The sequence below is a fragment of the Streptomyces sp. NPDC005151 genome (genome assembly GCF_053599875.1).
On sequence record NZ_JBSFYR010000026.1, the window covers coordinates 1 to 18,449 of the forward strand.

The following is an 18,449-nucleotide window of genomic DNA, read 5'->3' on the forward strand; positions in this document are numbered from 1 at the left end:
TACAAAAGCCTCAAAGTCGACCGGCGTACCTACAAAGCCACCCTCAGGATTGACATCTTGCAACCAACGATCAGCCCGTAACTTCACGGCCTTGCGCTTTAGGAGTGGGATCGAATCTCTGGAGGGTGGTGCTTGGCTGTGCCGCGTGGTGGCCTTCTGGCTGATCAGCACCGCGCGGCATGACCGGCCATCCGGCTCAGGGCCGCTCCTGTTACGCCGTCCGCTCACGCGCCGCTCACGCATTCGGCGGCCCTGGGGCGTCCAGTGGCGGACCATGCTGTGGCGCCGAAGGCTGATTTTCTCCCGTGGGTGTACCGGGGTAAGTAGGACACTTCCAGATTGGCCTCAATCACTAACGCTAATGTTGCTAACTGTGATGTTAGTATCCGTAAGGGCGTGAGGTAACACTCTGGAAGGCGGCGACATGGCGGGTTTCGTGGGCAGGCGGCGCGAGCTCGAGACGCTGGATCGCGAGCTGGGCAAGGTGACGGCCGGGGTCGGTGGGGAGCGGCCCGGGCGGTGCGTGATGCTTCGAGGGCGCCGCCGGGTGGGTAAGTCGCGGTTGGTGGAGCGGTTCGCCGAGAGGTCTGGTGCGCCGTTCCTCTTCTATGCCGCCACAGGGGCATCGCCGGGGGCAGACCTGGAGCGGCTCAGCCAGGATGCGCAGTCATCCAGCCTTCCGCTGGCGAATCTGCTGTCCGCGGCTCGCCCGGCGAGTTGGGATGCCGCCTTCGATGTACTGGCGGCGGCACTGCCACACGACCGGGCGAGCGTGGTGGTCATGGACGAGGTGCCCTATTTGATGGATGCGGAGGGCGCCTTTGAGGGCATGCTTCAGCGGGCCTGGGACCGAGTGCTGGAGACGAAGCCGGTTCTGCTGGTTCTCATCGGCTCCGACCTGTCGATGATGGAGGCGCTGAACAGCTATGGACGCCCGTTCCACCAGCGCGGCAGGGAGATGGTGCTGGGTCCGCTCAACCCGGCGGAGGTAGGCGAGATGCTCGGCCTCGAGCCTGCCTCGGCCTTCGATGCGGCCTTGATCACCGGTGGACTTCCTCTGATCTGTGCAGAGTGGACGCATGGCGCCGGGATGTGGGAGTTCCTGCAGGCGGCACTCAGTGATCCGGTCTCGGCCTTGCTGGTGTCAGCGGAGCGCTCGCTCGCTGCAGAGTTCCCCCAGCAGGTGCAAGCCCGCACCGTCCTCTCGGCGATCGGCAGCGGTGAGCGGACGTTCTCCAATATTGCCCGCGCCGCCGGCGGGATCGGGGCGACCCCGCTACAGCGGTCACTAGGGATCCTTGCGGACAAGCGGGTGATCGCGGCGGAGCTTCCCGTGTCCACGCGGCCTTCGAAGGATCGCCGCTACCGGGTCGCGGATCCCTACCTCCGCTTCTGGCTGAAGCTCCTGGGTCCGGCGATGGAGGAGATCGAGCGGGGCCGGGGTGACCTGACGCTGCGGCGCATCCGCGAAAACTGGACCAGCTGGCGTGGCAGGGCCGTTGAACCTCTGGTGCGCGAGGCGCTGGCACGGCTGCTGCCCGACGCGAACCTCCCCGCCGCCCCCGCCATCGGCGGTTACTGGACCCGCACCAACGATGTGGAGATCGACGTCGTGGGAGCGGACCGCGCGCCGATCGCCAAGGAGCTGTTGTTCGTCGGCTCGGTGAAGTGGCTGGAGAACTCCCCGTTCGACCGGCACGATCTCGCGGCGCTGCACCGACACCGCGCCGCGCTCACGCCTGCTCCCGTGCCTGTGATTGCTGTCTCGCGCAGCGGGACCGACTGCGCGGGGCTCGACGCTGCGTACGGCCCGGCGGAGCTCCTCGCGGCGTGGTCCTCCTGAGCACGCCGGGATTCATGATGGGCCGGAGGCGTACGGCCTGCTGGCCGAACTCGGGTCGGCGGAGCTCCTGGCCCCGATACTCGGTTCTGCCTTGCGAAGTCCGCCTGGACGCAACTGAGGAGCAGAGGTGCACCAGGATGTCGGTCGCCTACGCGGGTCGCCCTGCCGTCGAGCGGCGCACGATGTCCGGCACAGCACGGACCGCCGGCCGTACCCGGGCCGAGCCGCCCTCGAGCAGGTCCACCGCGACCTCGGCGCCGTGCCGACACCCTCGACGAGGACGTCCTTCCGCTCACGCAAACGGTCCCGGACGAGGAGTCCGAGGCCGAGTAGAGCGCCTTCCTGGGGGAGAAACCCCAGGTCAGCGACGTACTGCGTTGTGCCCCCGGCAGGATTCGAACCTGCGACACCCGCTTTAGGAGAGGCCCTATAACCTGCCCTGTCTGTGTTGATCTTCCCCCGGATTCACCGTTCTGGCTGGTCAGCGCGGTCCGGCCTTCCGTCCCCGTCGGATCATTCCCGGCCTTTACTCGGCCTTCCGTTCCCCTGACGTTCCCCATGTGGCCCCCCCGGACCTGAGGGAACGGAGGCCGGGGGAGTCGGTCGAGGTCAGCTGCGGTCGTCGAAGTGGTGAGCACCGCAGACCCTTTGGGGACGACAAAGGCCCCGCCCCCATCAGAGGGTCGGGGCCCTTGGCCGTCTGTGCGGGCCATCAATGGCCGCTGGGCGGCATCCTGCCACACCTCACGGCTCGCCGGCCGGTCTGGCTGAGATTCGAGGAGTGAGCCCCGGGCCCGCCCGCTCAGAAGTCGTAGCAGGCGTAGTCGCCGTCGGGGCCCTGGGTGATCCGGTCTGAGCCCCAGCAGTGCAGCATCGGCCCGATGCGGTAGAGGGCGGCGCCGCCGACCAGCAGCACGGCTGCGGCGAGCACGGCGGTCACGATCCGCATCACCTTCATCCGCCGTACGGCCCACCATGCGCGGGCGACGGCAGGCATCCCCAGGATCAGGGCGATGGCCGAGACCGGCGCGTTGTTGTGCTGGAGCCCGGGGAAGGCATCTGGGTCCGCGGACTTCTGGACGGCGGCGTAGGCGAAGAAGAACAGGACCAGCCCGAGGAGCAGCAGCCCGACGACGCCCGCTCCGCGCCGGACGGCCCGGCCCCGGCTCGGCGCCCTGTCGGCGTCCGGCGCCGCAGCGGCATCCGCGCGTACGAGGTGCCGATCGAGGATCGTCCGCAGCCGGCCCGCGTCCTCCGGGTTGCTCAGGCCGCGCTTGGGCAGGACGACGACGCCGACGGCGGACTTGTCGGCGCTGAGCAGCACGAACAGCTCCGGGGTCTCGGCATAGCGCGAGTACAGGTGCCAGTCGAGAGTGGCCGAGCTGTGGGCGGTGGTGAGGCGGATCCCCGTGTCGTCGACGACGGCGCGGAAGTCGCCCTGCCGCTCGCTGAGCCGGTGGAGCTGGCGGGCCTGCAGTCGCGGCACGGCGGTCGTGAAGGCGACGAAGGCCACCAGGGCCAGGTACAGGTGCCACGGTGTGTCACGGTGGCCGTCGCCGAGCGTCGAGAGCAGGACTCCGACGGCCGTGACCACCAGCGTGTAGATCAGCAGCCGTCGCCGGAAAAGGCCCGTTCTGGTGCTCTTTGCCCGGGTGCGGATCGCTGCCGCGAGGTCGTCAACGGTGGGCCGGTAGGCCAGCTCCACCGGTCTCTCCGCGACGGCGTCCGTCGCTTCCCGGCCCTCGGCCATGTCCCCTCCCCGGTTCGGTGAACCACCGGATCGTAGCGCCGGGGGGGATGGGACGTGCTCGGGGTCAGGAGGCGGGAGCGGAGGGCTCGTTCGCCGACGGCACCTCGCTCGGCCTCGGGGCTGGTGGACTCGCATCAGTCGGGGCAGTTGGCGGGTGTGGGATTGGCCGGGCTTTCGGGCTCGGGCTGGGTTTCAGGCTAGGGAGCCATGGGTGTCCTTGCCGGTTTGGTCCGGCCGCCCGCTGTGATGGGGGCGGCCGGGCTGGGTTGTCAGGAGGTGGCGGGCTTCGGCTTGGCGGTGGTGCGCTTGCGGGCGGCGCGCGGCTTGGGTTCGGCGGCGGCCGCGGGTGCGGGCTTGGTGGTGGTGCGCTTGCGGGTGGGGCGCGGCTTGGTTTCGGCGGCGAGGTCGGCCTTGGTGCGGCGGGTCCGTTTGGCGGCGGGCTTGGCCTCCGGCTCCGGCTCCGGCTCCGGCTCCGGCTGGGGCTGGGGCTGGGGCTGCGGGGCGGGCTGATCGGCCGGGGCCTGCGGCTCGGGTGTGGGTGCAGGTGTGGGCTGTTCGTCGACGCCGGCGGCGGGCGGGGGCGTCGCCTCGGCGTCCCGCTCGACGTCGGGTGCGGTGTCGGGCTCCCAGGGCCGGTGGCCGACGTAGTGCGGCTTGGCGTCGAAGACGGGCAGCAGGTTGTCCCTGACGGTGTTGTAGAGGACGACCCCGGGGTCCTGGTCCTCGGTGAGGGGGCCGATGTGGACGGCGAGGTTGTAGCGGTGGCCGTGCGGCAGCGGGATGACGCCGTCGGCGGGCTCGTGGTCGGTGGGCTGGGTGCCGCCGGTGGCCCACATCTGGACGGTGTTGCCGTTGTTGATGAGGCGCATGCCGATGTGGCGTTCCATGTCGCCCTGGAGGTGGACGATGCCGTCGATGTCGAGCCCGTCGAGCTGCCAGGAGCCGAGGCGCGTGGCGAGGTCTTCGCCGGTGGCGTGAAGGGCTGAGGGTGCGAGTTGCACGGTGTTCTCCAAGAGGTCGGTGGTGCTGGTTGGGGCCCCGCCCCTGGTGGGGCGGGGCTGGCTTGGGTCAGGCCGGGAGGCCTGCCAGGAGGGTGCGGGCGGCGGCTGCGAGCTGGGGGGCGTTGGCTTCCTCGCAGCTGGCGTAGCTGCAGGCGGCGCGGAGGGCGTCGCGAGCCTTGTCGGTGTCGCCGTGGTCGAGGAACTTGGCGGCGGAGTCGAACTGGAAGGCGGCGACGCCGAGGGCGTTCTCCTGGTCGTCGCAGACGGCGCGGTTGACGAGGGCGCGGGCGCGGGTGGCCCACTTGCGGGCGGCGGCTTCGAGGTTCGGGATGTCGAGGTGAATGTCGAGGGCCGGGGCTGCGGGCTGCATGGGGTGCTCCAAGAGGTCGGGTGGTGCTGTGCGAAGGCCCCGCCCAGGTGGGCGGGGCCGGGTGGGCGGGGCCGGGTGGGGTCAGGTCAGGACGCTGACCTCGTCGCCGTCGTCGAGGAGCATCGAGAGTCTGGAGCCGCTGTCCCAGGTGACGTTGAGCTGCTGGAGGGCGGGGTTGTAGGAGCGGACGGTGCCCTCGTCGCCGGGGCGGAGTTCGGTGTGGGGGTCGGTGGTGATTACGAGGGCGACGCGCTGGCCGGGTTGGTACATGACTGCCTTCCTCGCACAAGTCGGTGGATTGGTGTGGCACATCCGAAGGCGGACGGCGGAATCACATTCCGCCGTCCGCACTCAGATCACGCCTCGCGAACGGTGACGACGCCGTCGTCGTTCAGCGTCGTCTCGCTCAGCTTCGCGCCGAAGGCCCAGACCTCGGCGATCGAGGTGTCACCCTCGTGTCGCACTCTCACACTCCAACCGCACTGGCAGGTCTCGGGCGTGCAAGCCGGCTGCTCGCTCATATGCAGTTCCTCTCGGGATGCAGGGGGCCTTCCCCCTCCCCGCTACCCTTATTCTAGCGGCATAGCGGCATAGCGGCATAGCGGCATAGCGGCATAGCGGCATAGCGGCAGGGGTCAAGCATTTTTTTCAGCGAAACCCCAGGTCAGGCGGCCTTTGCCCCGGTCATGAGCCGGTCGGCGAGCGCCATCGCCTCGCCGTACGCCTCGACCGTCGCGAGGTACCCGACGATCTGGTCGCGCTCCTCGATGAGCGCCGCACGCTCCCGCATGGCCTGGTCCACCACGTCACCCTGCCGAAGAACGTCGCCGCAGGAGACGACGACGTTCGGGCCCAGGCCCCACACGATCGCGTTGACGGCGGCACCGGCGGCCGCGAGCGGGTCGAGGTCGTTGATGGCCCACCCGTAGTCGGCCGGGTCCAGGTGAAGGTGGCGCAGGTGCTGCGCGAGCGCGCGGAACATTCCGCCGGTCCCGCCGGCGGGCTCGTGGAACCAGGAGCCTTTCGGCAGCGCCTCGTTGCCGTAGGTCATGGCGGCCATCAGGTCGCACAGCTCCGGCGGGGTGTGGTACTCGCCCAGGCCCTGGCGGGCGCCGTGCGAGCGCAGCGAGGTGATCGTCCACGACATCAGGTCGGTGTCGGAGCGGCACCAGGGGTCGGGGTCGCCGGTCAGCTGCAGCACCCCGTACTTGAGCGCGGTGTCGGTGACCCGCCGTACCGCGTACGCCTTCTCCTCCACGCCGTCCTCGGTGAGCCAGCTCATCAGCGGGGCCATGCGGGCACCGAGGTCGGGGCGGCTGGACCAAGTCGTCGCGTAGATCTCGCGGTAGCCCTGCAGGAGCTCCCAGTCGGTGCAGGTGCTGATGATGCGGGTGACGTCGGCGGTGTGCCCCTTGATGGGGAACAGGGCGAGGGCGGCGACGATGCTGACGGGGATGTCCATGCGGTACCCGCCCCAGTTGGAGGCGTGCCAGGTGTCGGCGACGGCCTCGCCGAGGCGCTGTCCGGCGTCGCGAGGGTTGCCGATCAGCAGCGGTGTGACACTGCGGCGGGCGGGGATGGGCGTCTGCACGGCGGGCAGCTCCGGGCGCGGGTCGGCGAACAGCGCCTCGGGCTCGGCGGCGGCCGCGGCGACCGGGCGCGGCGCCTGCGCCGGGCGGGGTGCGGGTACAGCGGCCGGGCGGGGCGGGACGGGGCGGGCGGTGAAGGTCGCCGGGATCTCGTCGACTTCGGCGAACAGGTCGAGCTGGTCCATCGGTTGCTCCTCAGGGTGTGGGTGTGACGGCGCCCCGCCGCCCGGGCCGGAGTCGGCGGGGCGGCGGGGCGCTGGCAGGGGATGCGGTGGGGGGGTCAGTCGGACCAGGTGGCCCGGCGCATGTAGGTCCAGCCGGTGCGGTCGGCGTTGCGGGCGAGGACTTCGATGCGGTCGGGGTGCAGCACGTAGGCGTAGTGCAGGTCGCGGTCGGCGGTGCCCTCGTGGGTGAGCAGGCCCATGTCGATCCGGTCGTTGTCGCTGCCGCTGTGGCAGAAACACTCGCCGTCGTCCTCGGCCTCGTCGGGCAGGCGGACCCAGCCGTTGGGGTGCTCGTCGAGCAGGGCGCGGGCTGCGGCCGCGACGTCGCCGGCGTGGACGTTGAGCACCAGGTGGCGCAAGACCCACACGCGGGTGGTGGGCTCGCCGTCGAAGTGGACGTAGCGTCCGGCGAAGCCTCCGCCTTCGGCGGGGCGGGCGACGATGGAGCGGGCGGCCATGGATTCCTCCGGGTGTGGAAGGGGCCGGGCGCCCGCAGGTGCGGGGCCCGGCCCAGGGGCGGGTGGGGTCAGGTGGTGGTGGGGGCTGCGGTGTCGGGGGTGGCCTCGTCGTCGGCGGGGCGGGGGAGGCCGCACTCGCAGTGGGTCACGTGCCATTCCTCTTCGGCACCGCACGTGCACGCCCACGTCGCGAAGTGCCAGGTCCACGCCCAGCCGCCGATGCCGTACAGGCCCTCGTCGTTGGGCTGGATGACCGTCGCGGCGGACTCGGAGCCTTCCTCAAGGTGCATCCAGCGGACGTGGAGGACGACCGCGCGGGGTTCGCCCTCACGGCCGGTGCCGCCGTCGATGACGTGGATGGTGTCGATGCAGTCGAAGCCGTCCTCGTCGGCGATCTCCTGCGTGCGGGCGGCGAGTTTGCGGGCAGTGTCGAGGGTGAAGAACGGGGAGAGCCAGCCGTTCCACCGGTTGTTGGGGTTGAGCTGGGCGTCGTAGGGGCCGAGCATGTCGTCGATGCAGACCCGCGTTTCGATCACAGAGGACTGCTGCGGCTGGTCGGTGTCGGACACGTGTGTTCCTCCGGGCATGGAAGGGGCCGGGCGCCCGCAGGTGCGGGGCCCGGCCCGGGGGTGGGATGGAGCGGGGTCAGAGGGTGGCGGCGCTGCCCAGTGCGTGGATGAGGACGGCCACCGCCTCCTCGTTGCGGCCTGCGGCCACCAGCGCGGCGTGCCGGTAGAGGGTCGCCGCGGTGTTGACCGTGAGGTGGTCGACGTACTGCTCGTACGTCAAGTGGCGTTCGCGCAGGGGCCGGTGCCGGTATCCGGCGCGCAGCGCGGTCGCAACGATGTCGTCGGCGCGCTTTGCGGCGGGCCGGGTCAGGGCGACTTCGCGGGAGGCGTGGGCGAGGGCCTGGCGGCCGCGGGGCGTGGTGCAGGTGCGCGGCGCCGCCGCACGGCGCTGGGAGCGGTCGGCACGCATGCGGGCGCAGACGGTGCGGATGCGTTCGACGTCGTACAGCTGCCGGGCGGTGCGCCGGGCCTCGCCGGCGGTGGTGGCGTCGACGTCGTACGACGACAGGTGGGCGATGTAATGCTCGGTGCGCAGCTCGTCGAGGGCGTCGGGGTCTTCGGGGTCGCGGTGGACGGCGATGATGCGCATCGCGTAGGGGTCGTTGCGGAAGACGACGATCCAGCCGCGGGGCTGCCGCTTGAAAGTGATGGCCATGCTGGTCTCCAAGAGGTCGGTGGTCCGGTGGCCCGCCCGCCGGCGGGCGGGCCACCAGGGGTCAGCGGCTGATCTGGCCGATGTACGAGTGCATGTCGTTCGCGACGAGCCACAGGCTCTTGGTGATGAGTGCGGTCTCGAAGGCCGACTTGTAGAAGCAGTGGCAGACCAGCTGCGTGAACTGCTCGCGGGTGAGGCCGTGCGCCCCGTTCTTCCGGATGAAGTTCTCGTCCGGGTCGAAGGCGTCGGTGAGGGCGATGTTCACGAGGAGCAGGGCGTTGCTGATGTCGGCGCCAGTGAGCGTGAGGTCGCGGCGGTGGCGGTCGATGACGTCGGCGATCGTCTGCGCGATCTGCAGGCCGGCGTAGGGGGGAAGGGGCATGAGGGTCGAGTTGGTGGTCACGTTGTTCTCCAAGAGGTCGTGGTGGGGAGGGGGCGGCTTCCCCCTCCCCGTTGCACTTATTCTACAGGCATTGGACCTATGTGTCCCCCTATGCCAGAAAATCTCAGGTATGGGCCAGATTTTTCAGGCGCCCGGGCGCGGGAACCTCACCACGAGCGCGGTCGCGTTGTCCGAGCTCGCCTCACGCGAGCACCCCTGGGCCAGGGCCTCGGCCACGAGCGAGCCCGCGCCTTCCTTCGCGTCCAAGGCCAGCAGCAGGGCCTCCTCCATCAGGCCCGGCTCGTAGTTCTCCAGCGGGTGGTGCACCCCGTCCGAGCACAGGACGAGCTGCGCGACCACGTCCATCTCCACCTCCTCGAAGCCGATGTCGCCGTCTTCGAGGCACGTCATCAGCGAGCTGTGGTCCCACTCCTTGGGCTGGCGGCCGGCGTCGAGCAGCTCCTGCGCCCAGTTGTGGTCCTTCGTCAGCGGCACGAGGGTGCCGATGCGGGAGAGCCGGTAGGCGCGGACGTCGCCGGACCAGGCCAGGCGCAGCAGCGGGTTGCCGGGGTGGTGGACGGCCACGACCGCGGCCGCACCCGGGTCCATGTGACCCCAGCGTCGCCCGAGTCGGGTAAGGATCTGGGCGCGAGTCGCACCACGGAACCCAGGCACCGATGCCGACATCGCCTACGGACAACTTCTGCGCCGCATGACCGACCCGCCCCCGGACACCCGCTACGCCCTTGTCGTGCCGTCCTCGTCCGTGTTCCACGCCTTGCGGGTGCCGCCCTCAGTGCGGAGCCTGCTCAGGATCAGCGTCTACGAGGTCACCGACGACGGCTCGGTGCGGATGTGCGAGGCGTAGCCCAGCGCAATCGAGGACCTCGGCGCTGCTTGGCGTCAGCCCCCAGGGTCCCTCCGGGCATGCTCGGCCACGAGCATGCCCTTACTCGCGCCCCGTCCTCCCGTCCGGGGCCAGCGCCATCGAGGCCGAGTGGTGGGCGCCCGCATCGCAACGCCTTTGGACTGTGCACCGGCGGTGACCAGGTCGCTCACACCGTGCGGGTGCTGCTGACGTTCGACCTATGTGGGCAGAACCTTCACCGTTCAACCACCAAGGCCATTTAGCTCGAAGCGTCGTACACCAGGCGTCCAACGGCGTGCCGCAAGAGGGTGGTCAGATCTGCCAGGAGTTCCCGCTCGTCGGTTCCGTGGATGGTTCCCGTTCATGCCGGGCCTTTCGCCCAAGAGACGAGCCGGGCCCACCAGCCACCCGTCGATCGACCCCGTGAACTGTCTGGGCGTCGAGGAACCTGTGTGCGTCGCGCCGACCCACCCGGTCGGACCGGCATCGGCCCCGATCGAGCCATCACCTCGCCTGTACGGGCACGCCTGCGCTTCGCCGGCTCACACATGCACCGCTGAGGTGTTGGCACACCGGCGAGCACTTGCTCCACGTGTCTCCCGCAGCCCTCGTAGGTGACCTTCCGGCAGGACCGGCAGACAGCACGTTGGCACATGATTCCCCTTCATTAGCGTCCGCATTTACGCCCAGCAATATCAACAGTTTCGTCACAGTCGAATTCACAATTTCGCCACAAGCGACGCCCATATGTACACCATCTCCACGAACAACTTCTTCCCGCCACCAGGAGGGTCGGCCATGAGGTCGCCTCACGCTCCAAGCGATCTCATTATCGGCCGCGAATATCCGGATACGAGAGACATAGGGGCACAAGCGCGGCGTGGCATAACTCACTCAGCGATGTCAAGCGGTCACGGTCAGAATTCTCCCTGAGGTTGCTCGGGACACCGAAACAGTGGTTGCATCACGCCCGGTCGAAGGAATGGAGGGCACAGCTCCGTATTGTGACAGGCCGTCACTGCGTCGTTTTGAGATCGTCGACCCTGGCGCGGCGAGGGCACGAAATCGAGAACGGCAACCGCCTTCACCGAACGGGTGGTGTGCGCCGCTCGGAAGGGAGCAACGTGGGTTGCTCGCACACCGCAGGATGCCCCCTTTTCCCGCTACTTAGGGCGAGCTTGCAAGGCTGGCGCGACTACTACTGCGACAGCGAGGATCAGTGGCTGGGCTGTGCGCGCTACCAGGTGTCACTCACCGGCGAGCGCGTGCCGATCAGCCTGCTGCCCAACGGAGCCAGCGCGCGACACCTCGAAGCCACTGCCGCCGACGCGGACCGCTCCGGCGCCGCCTACCCAGAGCAGAGACCCCAGCAGGCCCAGCCACCACAGCACAATCCGTGGGCACCGGAGAGCACGTCCTGGTCGCAGCCGGCACCGGCCCGGCCACCAGAGCCGTCATTTGGGACCGCGGCACCCGAGACCATGGCTCAGTTCGGCGCGGCATCTCCGCCGATACCGGTCTCGCATTACCAACCGTCACCACCCTCAGAGATTCCCCAGCCTCATACCCACCCCTCTCGACACGCGCGGCAGGCGCCCAGCTCGAAGCGCGGCTGGTGGGCCCGATTCACCGAATGGATGAGAGGACCCGCATGAGTAACTACTGGCCCTGGTGGGCGGGCGCTATCGGGCTCGCTCTGATCACCATCAACTACACCCTCATCACCGATCGGTCTTTCGGGGTGTCGTCCGCATGGGATCGCGTGTTGCACTGGCGCCGCGAGCGCCACCTCGAGGAGATGGACGAGGAGTTCACCGACGATCAAGCTCTCGCTGAGGCGCTCGCCGCAGCTACGGCGGAGCACTTCGGCACCGGCACCGGCGCGTCCACCCCGCCACAGGTTCCGTACGGGAATTCACAGCCACTCGAAGCGGATACCGAACCAGCGGCGAGCGAGAGCCCCGCGGCCACAAGCCTGCGCCCGGCCCCGCTGGTCACCCAGGCTGCCCTGCTGATATCGATCTTCCTCGGCGGATTGATCGCCGCAGCCACCTCCGGGCGGTTCCACCTCCGCTACGACATGGGCCCGGGTTTTCGGAACCTGGTCACCGCAAATCCGACCACCATGATCGTCCTGCTGTTCGTGGGAGGCGTGCTGGTCGGCTTCGGCACTCGGCTGGCCGGTGGGTGCAGCTCCGGCCACGGACTCAACGGCTGCGGCCGTCTGCGCCCGGTCAGCCTCGTCGCGACCGCCGTGTTCTTCGGCACCGCCGTCGCGGTGTCGTTCCTGCTGTGGAAGGTGATCTGATGCGTACTCGGGGCGCGATTCTGCTGGCCACCATCATCACCGGACTGGCCCTCGGTTATACCGTCACCAACATAGGCTTCGGCGACTACGCCGAGCTGAACCGCATGTTCACCTTCCAGGACCTGCGCATGCTCCTCGCCTTCGCCGGCGCTGTCGTGATCATCGTGTGCGCATTCGCTCTGCTGCGGGTCCGCCGCACCCCCGGGCGCATCCACGCCGGCGTGATCCCCGGCGCAGTGCTGTTCGGTACGGGCTGGGCGATCTCAGGTGGGTGCCCTGCAATCCCGATCGTCCAAGTCGCCAGCGGATACCTGCCTGCCCTGGTCACCATCGTCGGCGTCATCGTCGGTATCCGGCTGTGCCGCTGGGCCAACGCCCGGTACTTCCACCTCGACCGCGGCTCCTGCGGGCTGTAACCAAGGACGCCCCGCCACACGTCCCGCCGAGGAAGCGGCCCTCGGCCGGAGCCGCTGCGGCTGGTTAGCCGGAGTAGCGCGGGTCGCCGCCGTAGGTGGACTCGGCGCGGATACGTCCACCTATCCCGTCTCCACACAAGGAATCCGCGCAGGAGCATCACACATGCTGCACACAGCGTTTCAAAAGCCTCGTTAGCGTTGACGGCTGCTCGATCCCCTGTGCGAACGTGACCAGGCCGTGGCCCAGGCGGGCCGACGGCGCGTCGAACCAGGAAGGCCGGAAAACCGCAGATGGATTACTGCTCCTCATGCCGTCGGCATCTCAACGGCGCCCTGGTGTGCCCCGGGTGCGGGGCCTACGCCCCGGACATCGCCCCGCACGCCGCCGACGGCCGCAGCAAATCGGCCCCGACGATGACGAGCGCCGCACCGGCCACAACGGCTCACTGGGACACCGCAACCTACGACACGTGGCATGACACGCTCCTCGACGGCGAGGCGGAGTCCGGCGCTGCCATGGACGTGGCCCCGCACGTTGCCGCCGATGTCGAGGACCCGCCCGCGCGGCAGGGGCGTGCGGCACGTCGGCGCCAGCTGGTCCGCTGGAAGAAGAACAAGCGCCGGGCGGCGGTCGCGAGTGCTGTCGCACTCGTCGGAGGCGGCCTGACCATCACCATGATGGACCGGAACTCCGCCGACCAGGCAGAAGCAGCCACGGCGCCGGACGGCCGGAGCGTGAGCGCCGTGGAGGAGCAGACGCCCGAGCAGAACCGTCCGGCATCCGCATCAGCGACCGCCCAGCGCACTCACCGGTCATCCCACGCCCCTTCCCAGCCGCAGCCGCCGACGACAAACGCCCCGCGGCAACAGTCCCTCGCATCCTCGCGCCGCACGACGCAGACGATCGACAGGCCAGAGGCCGCCGCGCCTCACAGCCTGGCCGCGACGCCGACCCCGCAGCCGCGGAGCACCGCCCCCTCCGCCGGCGACGCGGTCCCCGACCGCTCCGATACAACGGCGCAACAGCCGCCGACGCCCGCGCCCACCAACGGCACGGACTCGGAAACGTCCCAGCCCCGCCCCGCACGGGCATCGACGTCGCCGACGGACGTCTGTCTCCTCGGACTGTGCCTCAGCTGACCACGCCTGCACCCGGGCTGTTCCCGATCGAATGACTTTCGGAGTTCGCGGGCCGTGTGCCGGTCTGTGAGCAACGGCCCCAGCCGAGGGAAGGAGAGGAGGCAGAGCCCATGAGCCCCCGCGACGAATTCCAAGTCCTGCTGCGCCGCATCGGCCGGTGGTGGGCCGTCGACATTCCCCGCCTGGACCTCCACACCCAGAGCCGCACACTTGAAAGTGCGGAGAACCTCGCGCGCGGCCTCGTCGCCGAAGCCGTCGGGGCCCCTCCCGACGTGATCGTCCTGAACATGGTGGTGCCCGAACTCGCGCCCGTGCTCAGTCCGGTGGCCGAAGCGCGGCAACATCGGGCGGCCGCGGTCGCCGCCGAGGACCAGGCGATTGCGGCCGCTGTTCACGAGCTCGTAGACAAGCTGCACGTAAGCCAAGGTGACGCCGCGTGTCTGCTCGGCATGCCTCCGAGCGAAGTGGCCCACTTCACCCCACGACGCAGCTCGGCGACCGCCGGCACAGGGCAAAGCGCAGGGCAGCGCACCCCGGTGCCCTCGCCCAGTCCGCCGCGACCGGGCGCCGCCGCCCCTGCTGCCGGCTCGCGCCCTGGCCTGCCACGGCGACCGCGGCAGACGACCTCGCCCGCCCGACCCGCCTGGGCGACTTCAGACGACGGCACCGCAGACCGAGGCTGACACGGCTTCGCCTACAGGCATGCGGCCACGGGCATGCTCGCGTGGAGTGGTTACCGATCATTGGGCGGCCGGTGCCCATCGACCGCACGCCCCTGCCCGAAGGTCAGCTCATTACGCCGTCCGCGCGGCCACGATCTCCATCAGAGGGCAGGCGCCGGCGGACGCCTTCAAGACCGCCACCGATCCGGTCACCCAACGACTGGCAAATGATCGCTACCGGCGAGCGTGTGGCCAGCGGTTCGTCCTTAGGAAGGAACGACAGCCACACAGAGCAGCGGTACGTTTCTGCGCACCTCGCTCCCACGCCCCCCTCGGCCGGATATCGAGGTCTGCGGCCCCGCCTCCCTGTGCGCAGCGCGTACAACCCCCAGGGCGGCGGGGCCGCACCTACCGCTCGGCCGGGGACCGGCGTGTCGGCCGATGTGAAGAGCAGGGGGCAAGCTGCCTGGCACGGACGGACGCTCCCTGCCCCTGCGCACCGGGTGTGACCAGACCACCGCGGCGGGGACGGCCAGCTCGTGCGCCCGGGAGGGAAGAACCGCGGCTCGCCCCCCAAGCCACAGACAGCCCATCCCCAGCATTCCCTAAAACTGGTCAGGCCTCCGACTCCCCGATGTAGGACGGCCTTCTTCCCGTCCGTTGGAACGACCTGGGTGCCCCTGCCACGTGTCGGTCGGGCGCCCAGGCCGGCCTCTTGCGAGCAGGGGCAGACCTGTCACGGGGGGAAACGGGCCTGCCCCTGCACGATGGCGCCCGCGTACCTCCCCCACAGAGAGCAGGCGCCTGACCCCACTCGGGGGGTCACTCTCTTCAGCGGTTGGTGCGACGGAAGTGTCACGGGTGACCCAAGGGTAGCTGGATCCGTCACAGCTCTGCACGAAGCCAGCACGCCGCCCACGCAATTCACGCACAGATCACACAATGACTGCTCCACACACCGCACTTGGGGGACAGCCATGGCCTACAGCTCGAACCCGTACATCAACATGCCCATCACCCCATGTCAACGGACAGCAGGCCGTCCGGGTGAGCGGACATCTCGGATCCTTGTGCGCGGACAGTTGACCTCCCTGCCCGGTACGACTATTCGTCCCTCGGATGGGGGCGTGTGAGCGTTGGGGCCCCGTTGCGCTGGCGGTGCGATGGGGATGTAGCGTCGCGATGATGAGACCGCTGACTGACACCACCACCGACCAGGCGCCGGCTGATCCGGCCGCCACCGACGACATGCTGGCCACTCAGCCCATCGGATACTGGAGTGGCCTCGCCCACGCGGCCGTCACCCGGCATCTGCGTGACGCTATGGCCAGGATCGATGTCACGCAGCCGCAGTACTGGGTGCTCAACAGGGTGAACGGCGGGCCCGCGGCACCGAGCCGCGAGGAGGTCGTCATACAGCTGACGCCCCTCGCGGACGGGCCACACGAGATCGCTCGTGTCATCGACCAGCTGTTCCACCGCGGCTGGCTCCGAATCGACGCCGGGCAGCGCCTGCAGCTCACCGACGCCGGGGAGGCTGCCCGGGTGCGGCTGCGCGAGCTGGTGACCGATCTGCGCACCGTGGTCCACGAGGGCATCAGCGACGAAGAGTACGTAGCCGCGCTCAAGGTGCTGCGCAGGATGGTCGCCAACGTCGAGGGCAACGGGGGCTCGTAGGTTCTGCCTCTTTGGTCAGCCGACGAACCCGTCAAGGAGACACGCTCTGACCCGGCTGGTTCAGCGGGACGACGCCCTGGCCGGTGGTTGCCTGGGTCAGTCGCAGGCTGGAGCCCTCGGTGAGGACGATGTGCGCGTGGTGCAGGAGCCGGTCGACGGCGGCGGTGGCCAGCGTCTTGGGCATGATCGAATCGAAGCCTGACGGGTGCAGGTTCGAGGTGACGATCACCGACCGGCGTTCGTAGGCGGCGTCGATGACGCGGTAGAACGCCTCGGCGGCCGCCTGGCCCCCAGCCCGGCCACGCATGTACGGCTCAAGCCTCGCCCGTGTCATCTGGACACTCGTGCCCGTGGTCAGCAGCAGCCTGCTTGCCGCGGTGCCCTTCGTCACCGCCGCCGCGAAAGGCGTGATCAAGGGCTGCTGCACATCCTGTTGATCAGCATCTCGGCGACGCACACCGCTCTGCTCGACAGCGAGAAGATCCGCATCGGCAAGTAGCCCCTCTCAAAGATCTGTTCCTTCCGTTAGGTTCGGCGCCATGACCGAACCTAACGATATTGAGAGTACGGACGGGATCACTTGGCTGGCCGACGTTTGGCACGCACAGGATCTGAATGTGACCTTCGCCCGCGGCATCAGCCCAGGAGAGCTGGTTATCCGCCTCGGGGCCGCCCCGGGAATGTCGCTGGACCAGATCACCGCCACAGAGGCGATCGGAATGACGGGCACTGACGGGTGCGCCCGCGTAGCGCGTTTCGGTGAGTGCGGCGGGTGGTCATTCGCGTTAGAGCCGATCTGCCCCTCGGCTGGCTGGTGGGGCAAGCCCGGCCTATCTGCGGGCGGGGTGGAGGTGCTGCATCTGACGCCGAAGGGCTACGATCCTCCGTCGGAGGTCTGGTACTACCGCGACGGGGCCACCGTGGGTCACTTCAGCATCGGCGAGATACCCGACGGTGACATGACGTTCCTGGCCCCGGCGTTCGAGGCGGCCGGCCTCGTTGATGATCCTGTGTTGTCTGAGCGGCCGGAGGACTTCGATTCGGTGCGGGCGACCCTGGCGGTGCTGGAAGAGCACTTCGGGCTGTGCCTGCCGCGAGACGCAGTCCTTGAGGGGCGCCTGCCCGCCGCGGTGACCGCGCTCACGCACCCGGAGAACCTGGGCGACTAGTGTCTCGTGACCCTGTCAGCGTTACTTGATCTTGTGTGTCTCGTTCTATTGGCATGGAGCTCTCTGTGGAACAGGCCGCCGAGCTGCGGGAGTTGGTGAGCAGTCGGGACGTGCCTGCGGATATAGCCACGCGGGGCCGGATCGTGCTGTGGTCGGCTGGGGGGCGTCGACGCAAGGACATCGCCGAGCTGCTGGGAGTGTCGCTGCCGACGGTGGACCGCTGGAAGCGCCGTTATGTCGAGCACGGCGTGGCCGGGCTGGAAGTCGACCGGCCCGGCGGGGCCCGGGAGCAAGTGCCGGCACGGGTACGGGCCCGGGTGATTGCGCTGACGCGTATGACGCCGCCGGACGGCACTGGTCTTTCGCACTGGTCCACACGCGAGTTGGCGAAGTACCTGAAGCGGACTGAGGACGCCACCGTGTCCTGGCGCTACATCGCGCGGATCTGGCGGGAGGAGAAGCTCAAGCCGCACCGGTCGGGCACCTTCAAGATCTCGAAGGACCCGGCGTTCGCGCAGAAGGTCGCCGACGTGATCGGTCTCTATCTGGACCCTCCGGGCGGCGCGGTGGTGCTGTCGATCGACGAGAAGACGCAGGTGCAGGCGCTGGACCGGACCCAGCCGGTGCTGCCCGTGGCATTCGCGGCCACCGAGAAGCGCACCCACGACTTTGTGCGGCATGGCACGACGAACCTGTTCGCCGCCCTCAACGTCGGCACCGGGGAAGTCATCGGTGAGTGCAGGCCCAACCGGAACGGCGCAACTTTCCTGGCTTTCCTGAAGAAGGCGGTGAAGCCACACGCGGGCAAGGAGATTCACGTCGTTTTGGACAACCTGTCCACGCACACCACGCCGGAGGTGAAGGCGTGGCTGGCCAAGAACCCGCATATCCACTTCCACTTCACTCCCGTCGGCTCCTCCTGGTTGAACCAGATCGAGATCTGGTTCGGCATCCTGACGCGGCAGTCGATCCGTCGCGGGACGTTCTCGAGCGTCAACGTCCTGGTCAAGCAGATCCGCGACTACATCAGCTCCTGGAACCAGGCGGCGAAACCCTTCACCTGGACCGCGACCGCCGACGAGGTTCTCGCCAAGGTCCGGCTCGTCCAGACCAACGTGAAGAAACTCGTCAATAACAACGCGAGATGACGCAATCAGGATCACGAGATACTAGCCGCCCACCGCCTCACGCCGGAAAGCACGCGATGATCCCCATCACCCGCGACACCGTCGACACCACCTGCACCAGCGAACGCACGGTCCTGGACCTCGCCGCGCGCGGCTGGGACCCGCTGGTCGCCCTGGGCCGCTATCACTACCGCCGCGCCCACAGGCCGCTCCCGCCGACCCGCCACAATGCCCTCCTCGT

At 69.1% G+C, this 18,449-nt stretch carries 19 protein-coding genes and 1 pseudogene; 9 read left to right on the forward strand and 11 right to left on the reverse strand.

Translation table 11 applies throughout. From position 1 onward, the window contains the following. The first annotated feature begins 424 nt into the window (after positions 1 to 424). Positions 425 to 1,843: an ATP-binding protein gene (locus tag ACWD6R_RS16325; RefSeq protein WP_451819280.1), complete on the forward strand. Its 1,419-nt coding sequence runs from the start codon at positions 425 to 427 to the stop codon at positions 1,841 to 1,843. Between the two features lie 802 nt (positions 1,844 to 2,645). On the opposite strand, the gene ACWD6R_RS16330 is transcribed toward ACWD6R_RS16325, so the two are convergent. The 10 genes from ACWD6R_RS16330 to ACWD6R_RS16375 all read right to left on the reverse strand — a co-directional run bounded on the left by ACWD6R_RS16330 (position 2,646) and on the right by ACWD6R_RS16375 (position 9,450). Then, positions 2,646 to 3,593 carry a YcxB family protein gene (locus ACWD6R_RS16330; protein WP_451819281.1) on the reverse strand — a complete coding sequence of 316 codons (948 nt, stop codon included), beginning with the start codon at positions 3,591 to 3,593 and terminating at the stop codon, positions 2,646 to 2,648. Positions 3,594 to 3,862: 269 nt separating this feature from the next. Then, positions 3,863 to 4,606 carry a hypothetical protein gene (locus tag ACWD6R_RS16335; protein WP_451819282.1) on the reverse strand — a complete coding sequence of 248 codons (744 nt, stop codon included), beginning with the start codon at positions 4,604 to 4,606 and terminating at the stop codon, positions 3,863 to 3,865. Between the two features lie 55 nt (positions 4,607 to 4,661). Continuing rightward, positions 4,662 to 4,964, reverse strand: a complete 303-nt coding sequence (locus ACWD6R_RS16340) for a hypothetical protein (protein ID WP_451819283.1) — start codon at positions 4,962 to 4,964, stop codon at positions 4,662 to 4,664. A gap of 81 nt (positions 4,965 to 5,045) precedes the next feature. Further along, positions 5,046 to 5,234, reverse strand: a complete 189-nt coding sequence (locus tag ACWD6R_RS16345) for a DUF4314 domain-containing protein (protein WP_451819284.1) — start codon at positions 5,232 to 5,234, stop codon at positions 5,046 to 5,048. 394 nt (positions 5,235 to 5,628) lie between these two features. Beyond that, complete coding sequence (locus ACWD6R_RS16350; RefSeq protein WP_451819285.1) at positions 5,629 to 6,738, reverse strand: N-6 DNA methylase; 1,110 nt, start codon at positions 6,736 to 6,738, stop codon at positions 5,629 to 5,631. Between the two features lie 95 nt (positions 6,739 to 6,833). Continuing rightward, positions 6,834 to 7,235 (reverse strand): hypothetical protein, encoded by a 402-nt coding sequence (locus ACWD6R_RS16355; RefSeq protein ID WP_451819286.1) that lies wholly within the window; start codon positions 7,233 to 7,235, stop codon positions 6,834 to 6,836. Positions 7,236 to 7,303: 68 nt separating this feature from the next. Beyond that, positions 7,304 to 7,804, reverse strand: coding sequence for a hypothetical protein (locus tag ACWD6R_RS16360; RefSeq protein ID WP_451819287.1), 501 nt, complete (start codon positions 7,802 to 7,804; stop codon positions 7,304 to 7,306). Between the two features lie 76 nt (positions 7,805 to 7,880). Continuing rightward, positions 7,881 to 8,459 (reverse strand): hypothetical protein, encoded by a 579-nt coding sequence (locus tag ACWD6R_RS16365; RefSeq protein WP_451819288.1) that lies wholly within the window; start codon positions 8,457 to 8,459, stop codon positions 7,881 to 7,883. Positions 8,460 to 8,520: 61 nt separating this feature from the next. After that, positions 8,521 to 8,862 (reverse strand): hypothetical protein, encoded by a 342-nt coding sequence (locus ACWD6R_RS16370; protein ID WP_451819289.1) that lies wholly within the window; start codon positions 8,860 to 8,862, stop codon positions 8,521 to 8,523. Between the two features lie 123 nt (positions 8,863 to 8,985). Continuing rightward, on the reverse strand, positions 8,986 to 9,450 hold the full coding sequence (locus tag ACWD6R_RS16375; RefSeq protein ID WP_451819290.1) for a PP2C family protein-serine/threonine phosphatase: 465 nt from the start codon (positions 9,448 to 9,450) through the stop codon (positions 8,986 to 8,988). 103 nt (positions 9,451 to 9,553) lie between these two features. On the opposite strand from ACWD6R_RS16375, the gene ACWD6R_RS16380 reads away from it, so the two are divergent. From ACWD6R_RS16380 to ACWD6R_RS16405, 6 genes are all read left to right on the forward strand, one after another. Further along, positions 9,554 to 9,709 carry a hypothetical protein gene (locus tag ACWD6R_RS16380; protein ID WP_451819291.1) on the forward strand — a complete coding sequence of 52 codons (156 nt, stop codon included), beginning with the start codon at positions 9,554 to 9,556 and terminating at the stop codon, positions 9,707 to 9,709. Between the two features lie 1,651 nt (positions 9,710 to 11,360). Beyond that, entirely contained in the window at positions 11,361 to 12,017 is a 657-nt protein-coding gene (locus ACWD6R_RS16385) for a YeeE/YedE family protein (protein ID WP_451819365.1), read from the forward strand. Beyond that, complete coding sequence (locus ACWD6R_RS16390) at positions 12,017 to 12,433, forward strand: YeeE/YedE thiosulfate transporter family protein (RefSeq protein ID WP_451819292.1); 417 nt, start codon at positions 12,017 to 12,019, stop codon at positions 12,431 to 12,433. Before ACWD6R_RS16385 ends, ACWD6R_RS16390 begins: the two co-directional genes overlap by 1 nt. Before the next feature lie 291 nt (positions 12,434 to 12,724). Continuing rightward, positions 12,725 to 13,573: an SCO2400 family protein gene (locus ACWD6R_RS16395; protein ID WP_451819293.1), complete on the forward strand. Its 849-nt coding sequence runs from the start codon at positions 12,725 to 12,727 to the stop codon at positions 13,571 to 13,573. Between the two features lie 110 nt (positions 13,574 to 13,683). Further along, a complete protein-coding gene (locus ACWD6R_RS16400) occupies positions 13,684 to 14,256 on the forward strand; it encodes a hypothetical protein (RefSeq protein ID WP_451819294.1) in 573 nt (190 codons plus the stop codon). 1,164 nt (positions 14,257 to 15,420) lie between these two features. Continuing rightward, the gene (locus tag ACWD6R_RS16405; protein ID WP_451819295.1) at positions 15,421 to 15,912 is read left to right on the forward strand and encodes a MarR family winged helix-turn-helix transcriptional regulator; all 492 of its coding nucleotides are present in this window, start codon (positions 15,421 to 15,423) and stop codon (positions 15,910 to 15,912) included. A 31-nt stretch (positions 15,913 to 15,943) separates the two neighbouring features. Here the strand turns inward: ACWD6R_RS16405 and ACWD6R_RS16410 are convergent. After that, positions 15,944 to 16,192 (reverse strand): annotated as a pseudogene (locus tag ACWD6R_RS16410) (ATP-binding protein); the annotation flags it as partial. A 259-nt stretch (positions 16,193 to 16,451) separates the two neighbouring features. Here ACWD6R_RS16410 and ACWD6R_RS16415 point away from each other — a divergent pair. Further along, complete coding sequence (locus ACWD6R_RS16415) at positions 16,452 to 17,081, forward strand: hypothetical protein (RefSeq protein ID WP_451819296.1); 630 nt, start codon at positions 16,452 to 16,454, stop codon at positions 17,079 to 17,081. A 53-nt stretch (positions 17,082 to 17,134) separates the two neighbouring features. Then, entirely contained in the window at positions 17,135 to 18,229 is a 1,095-nt protein-coding gene (locus tag ACWD6R_RS16420) for an IS630 family transposase (RefSeq protein WP_451819297.1), read from the forward strand. Positions 18,230 to 18,449 lie beyond the last annotated feature (220 nt).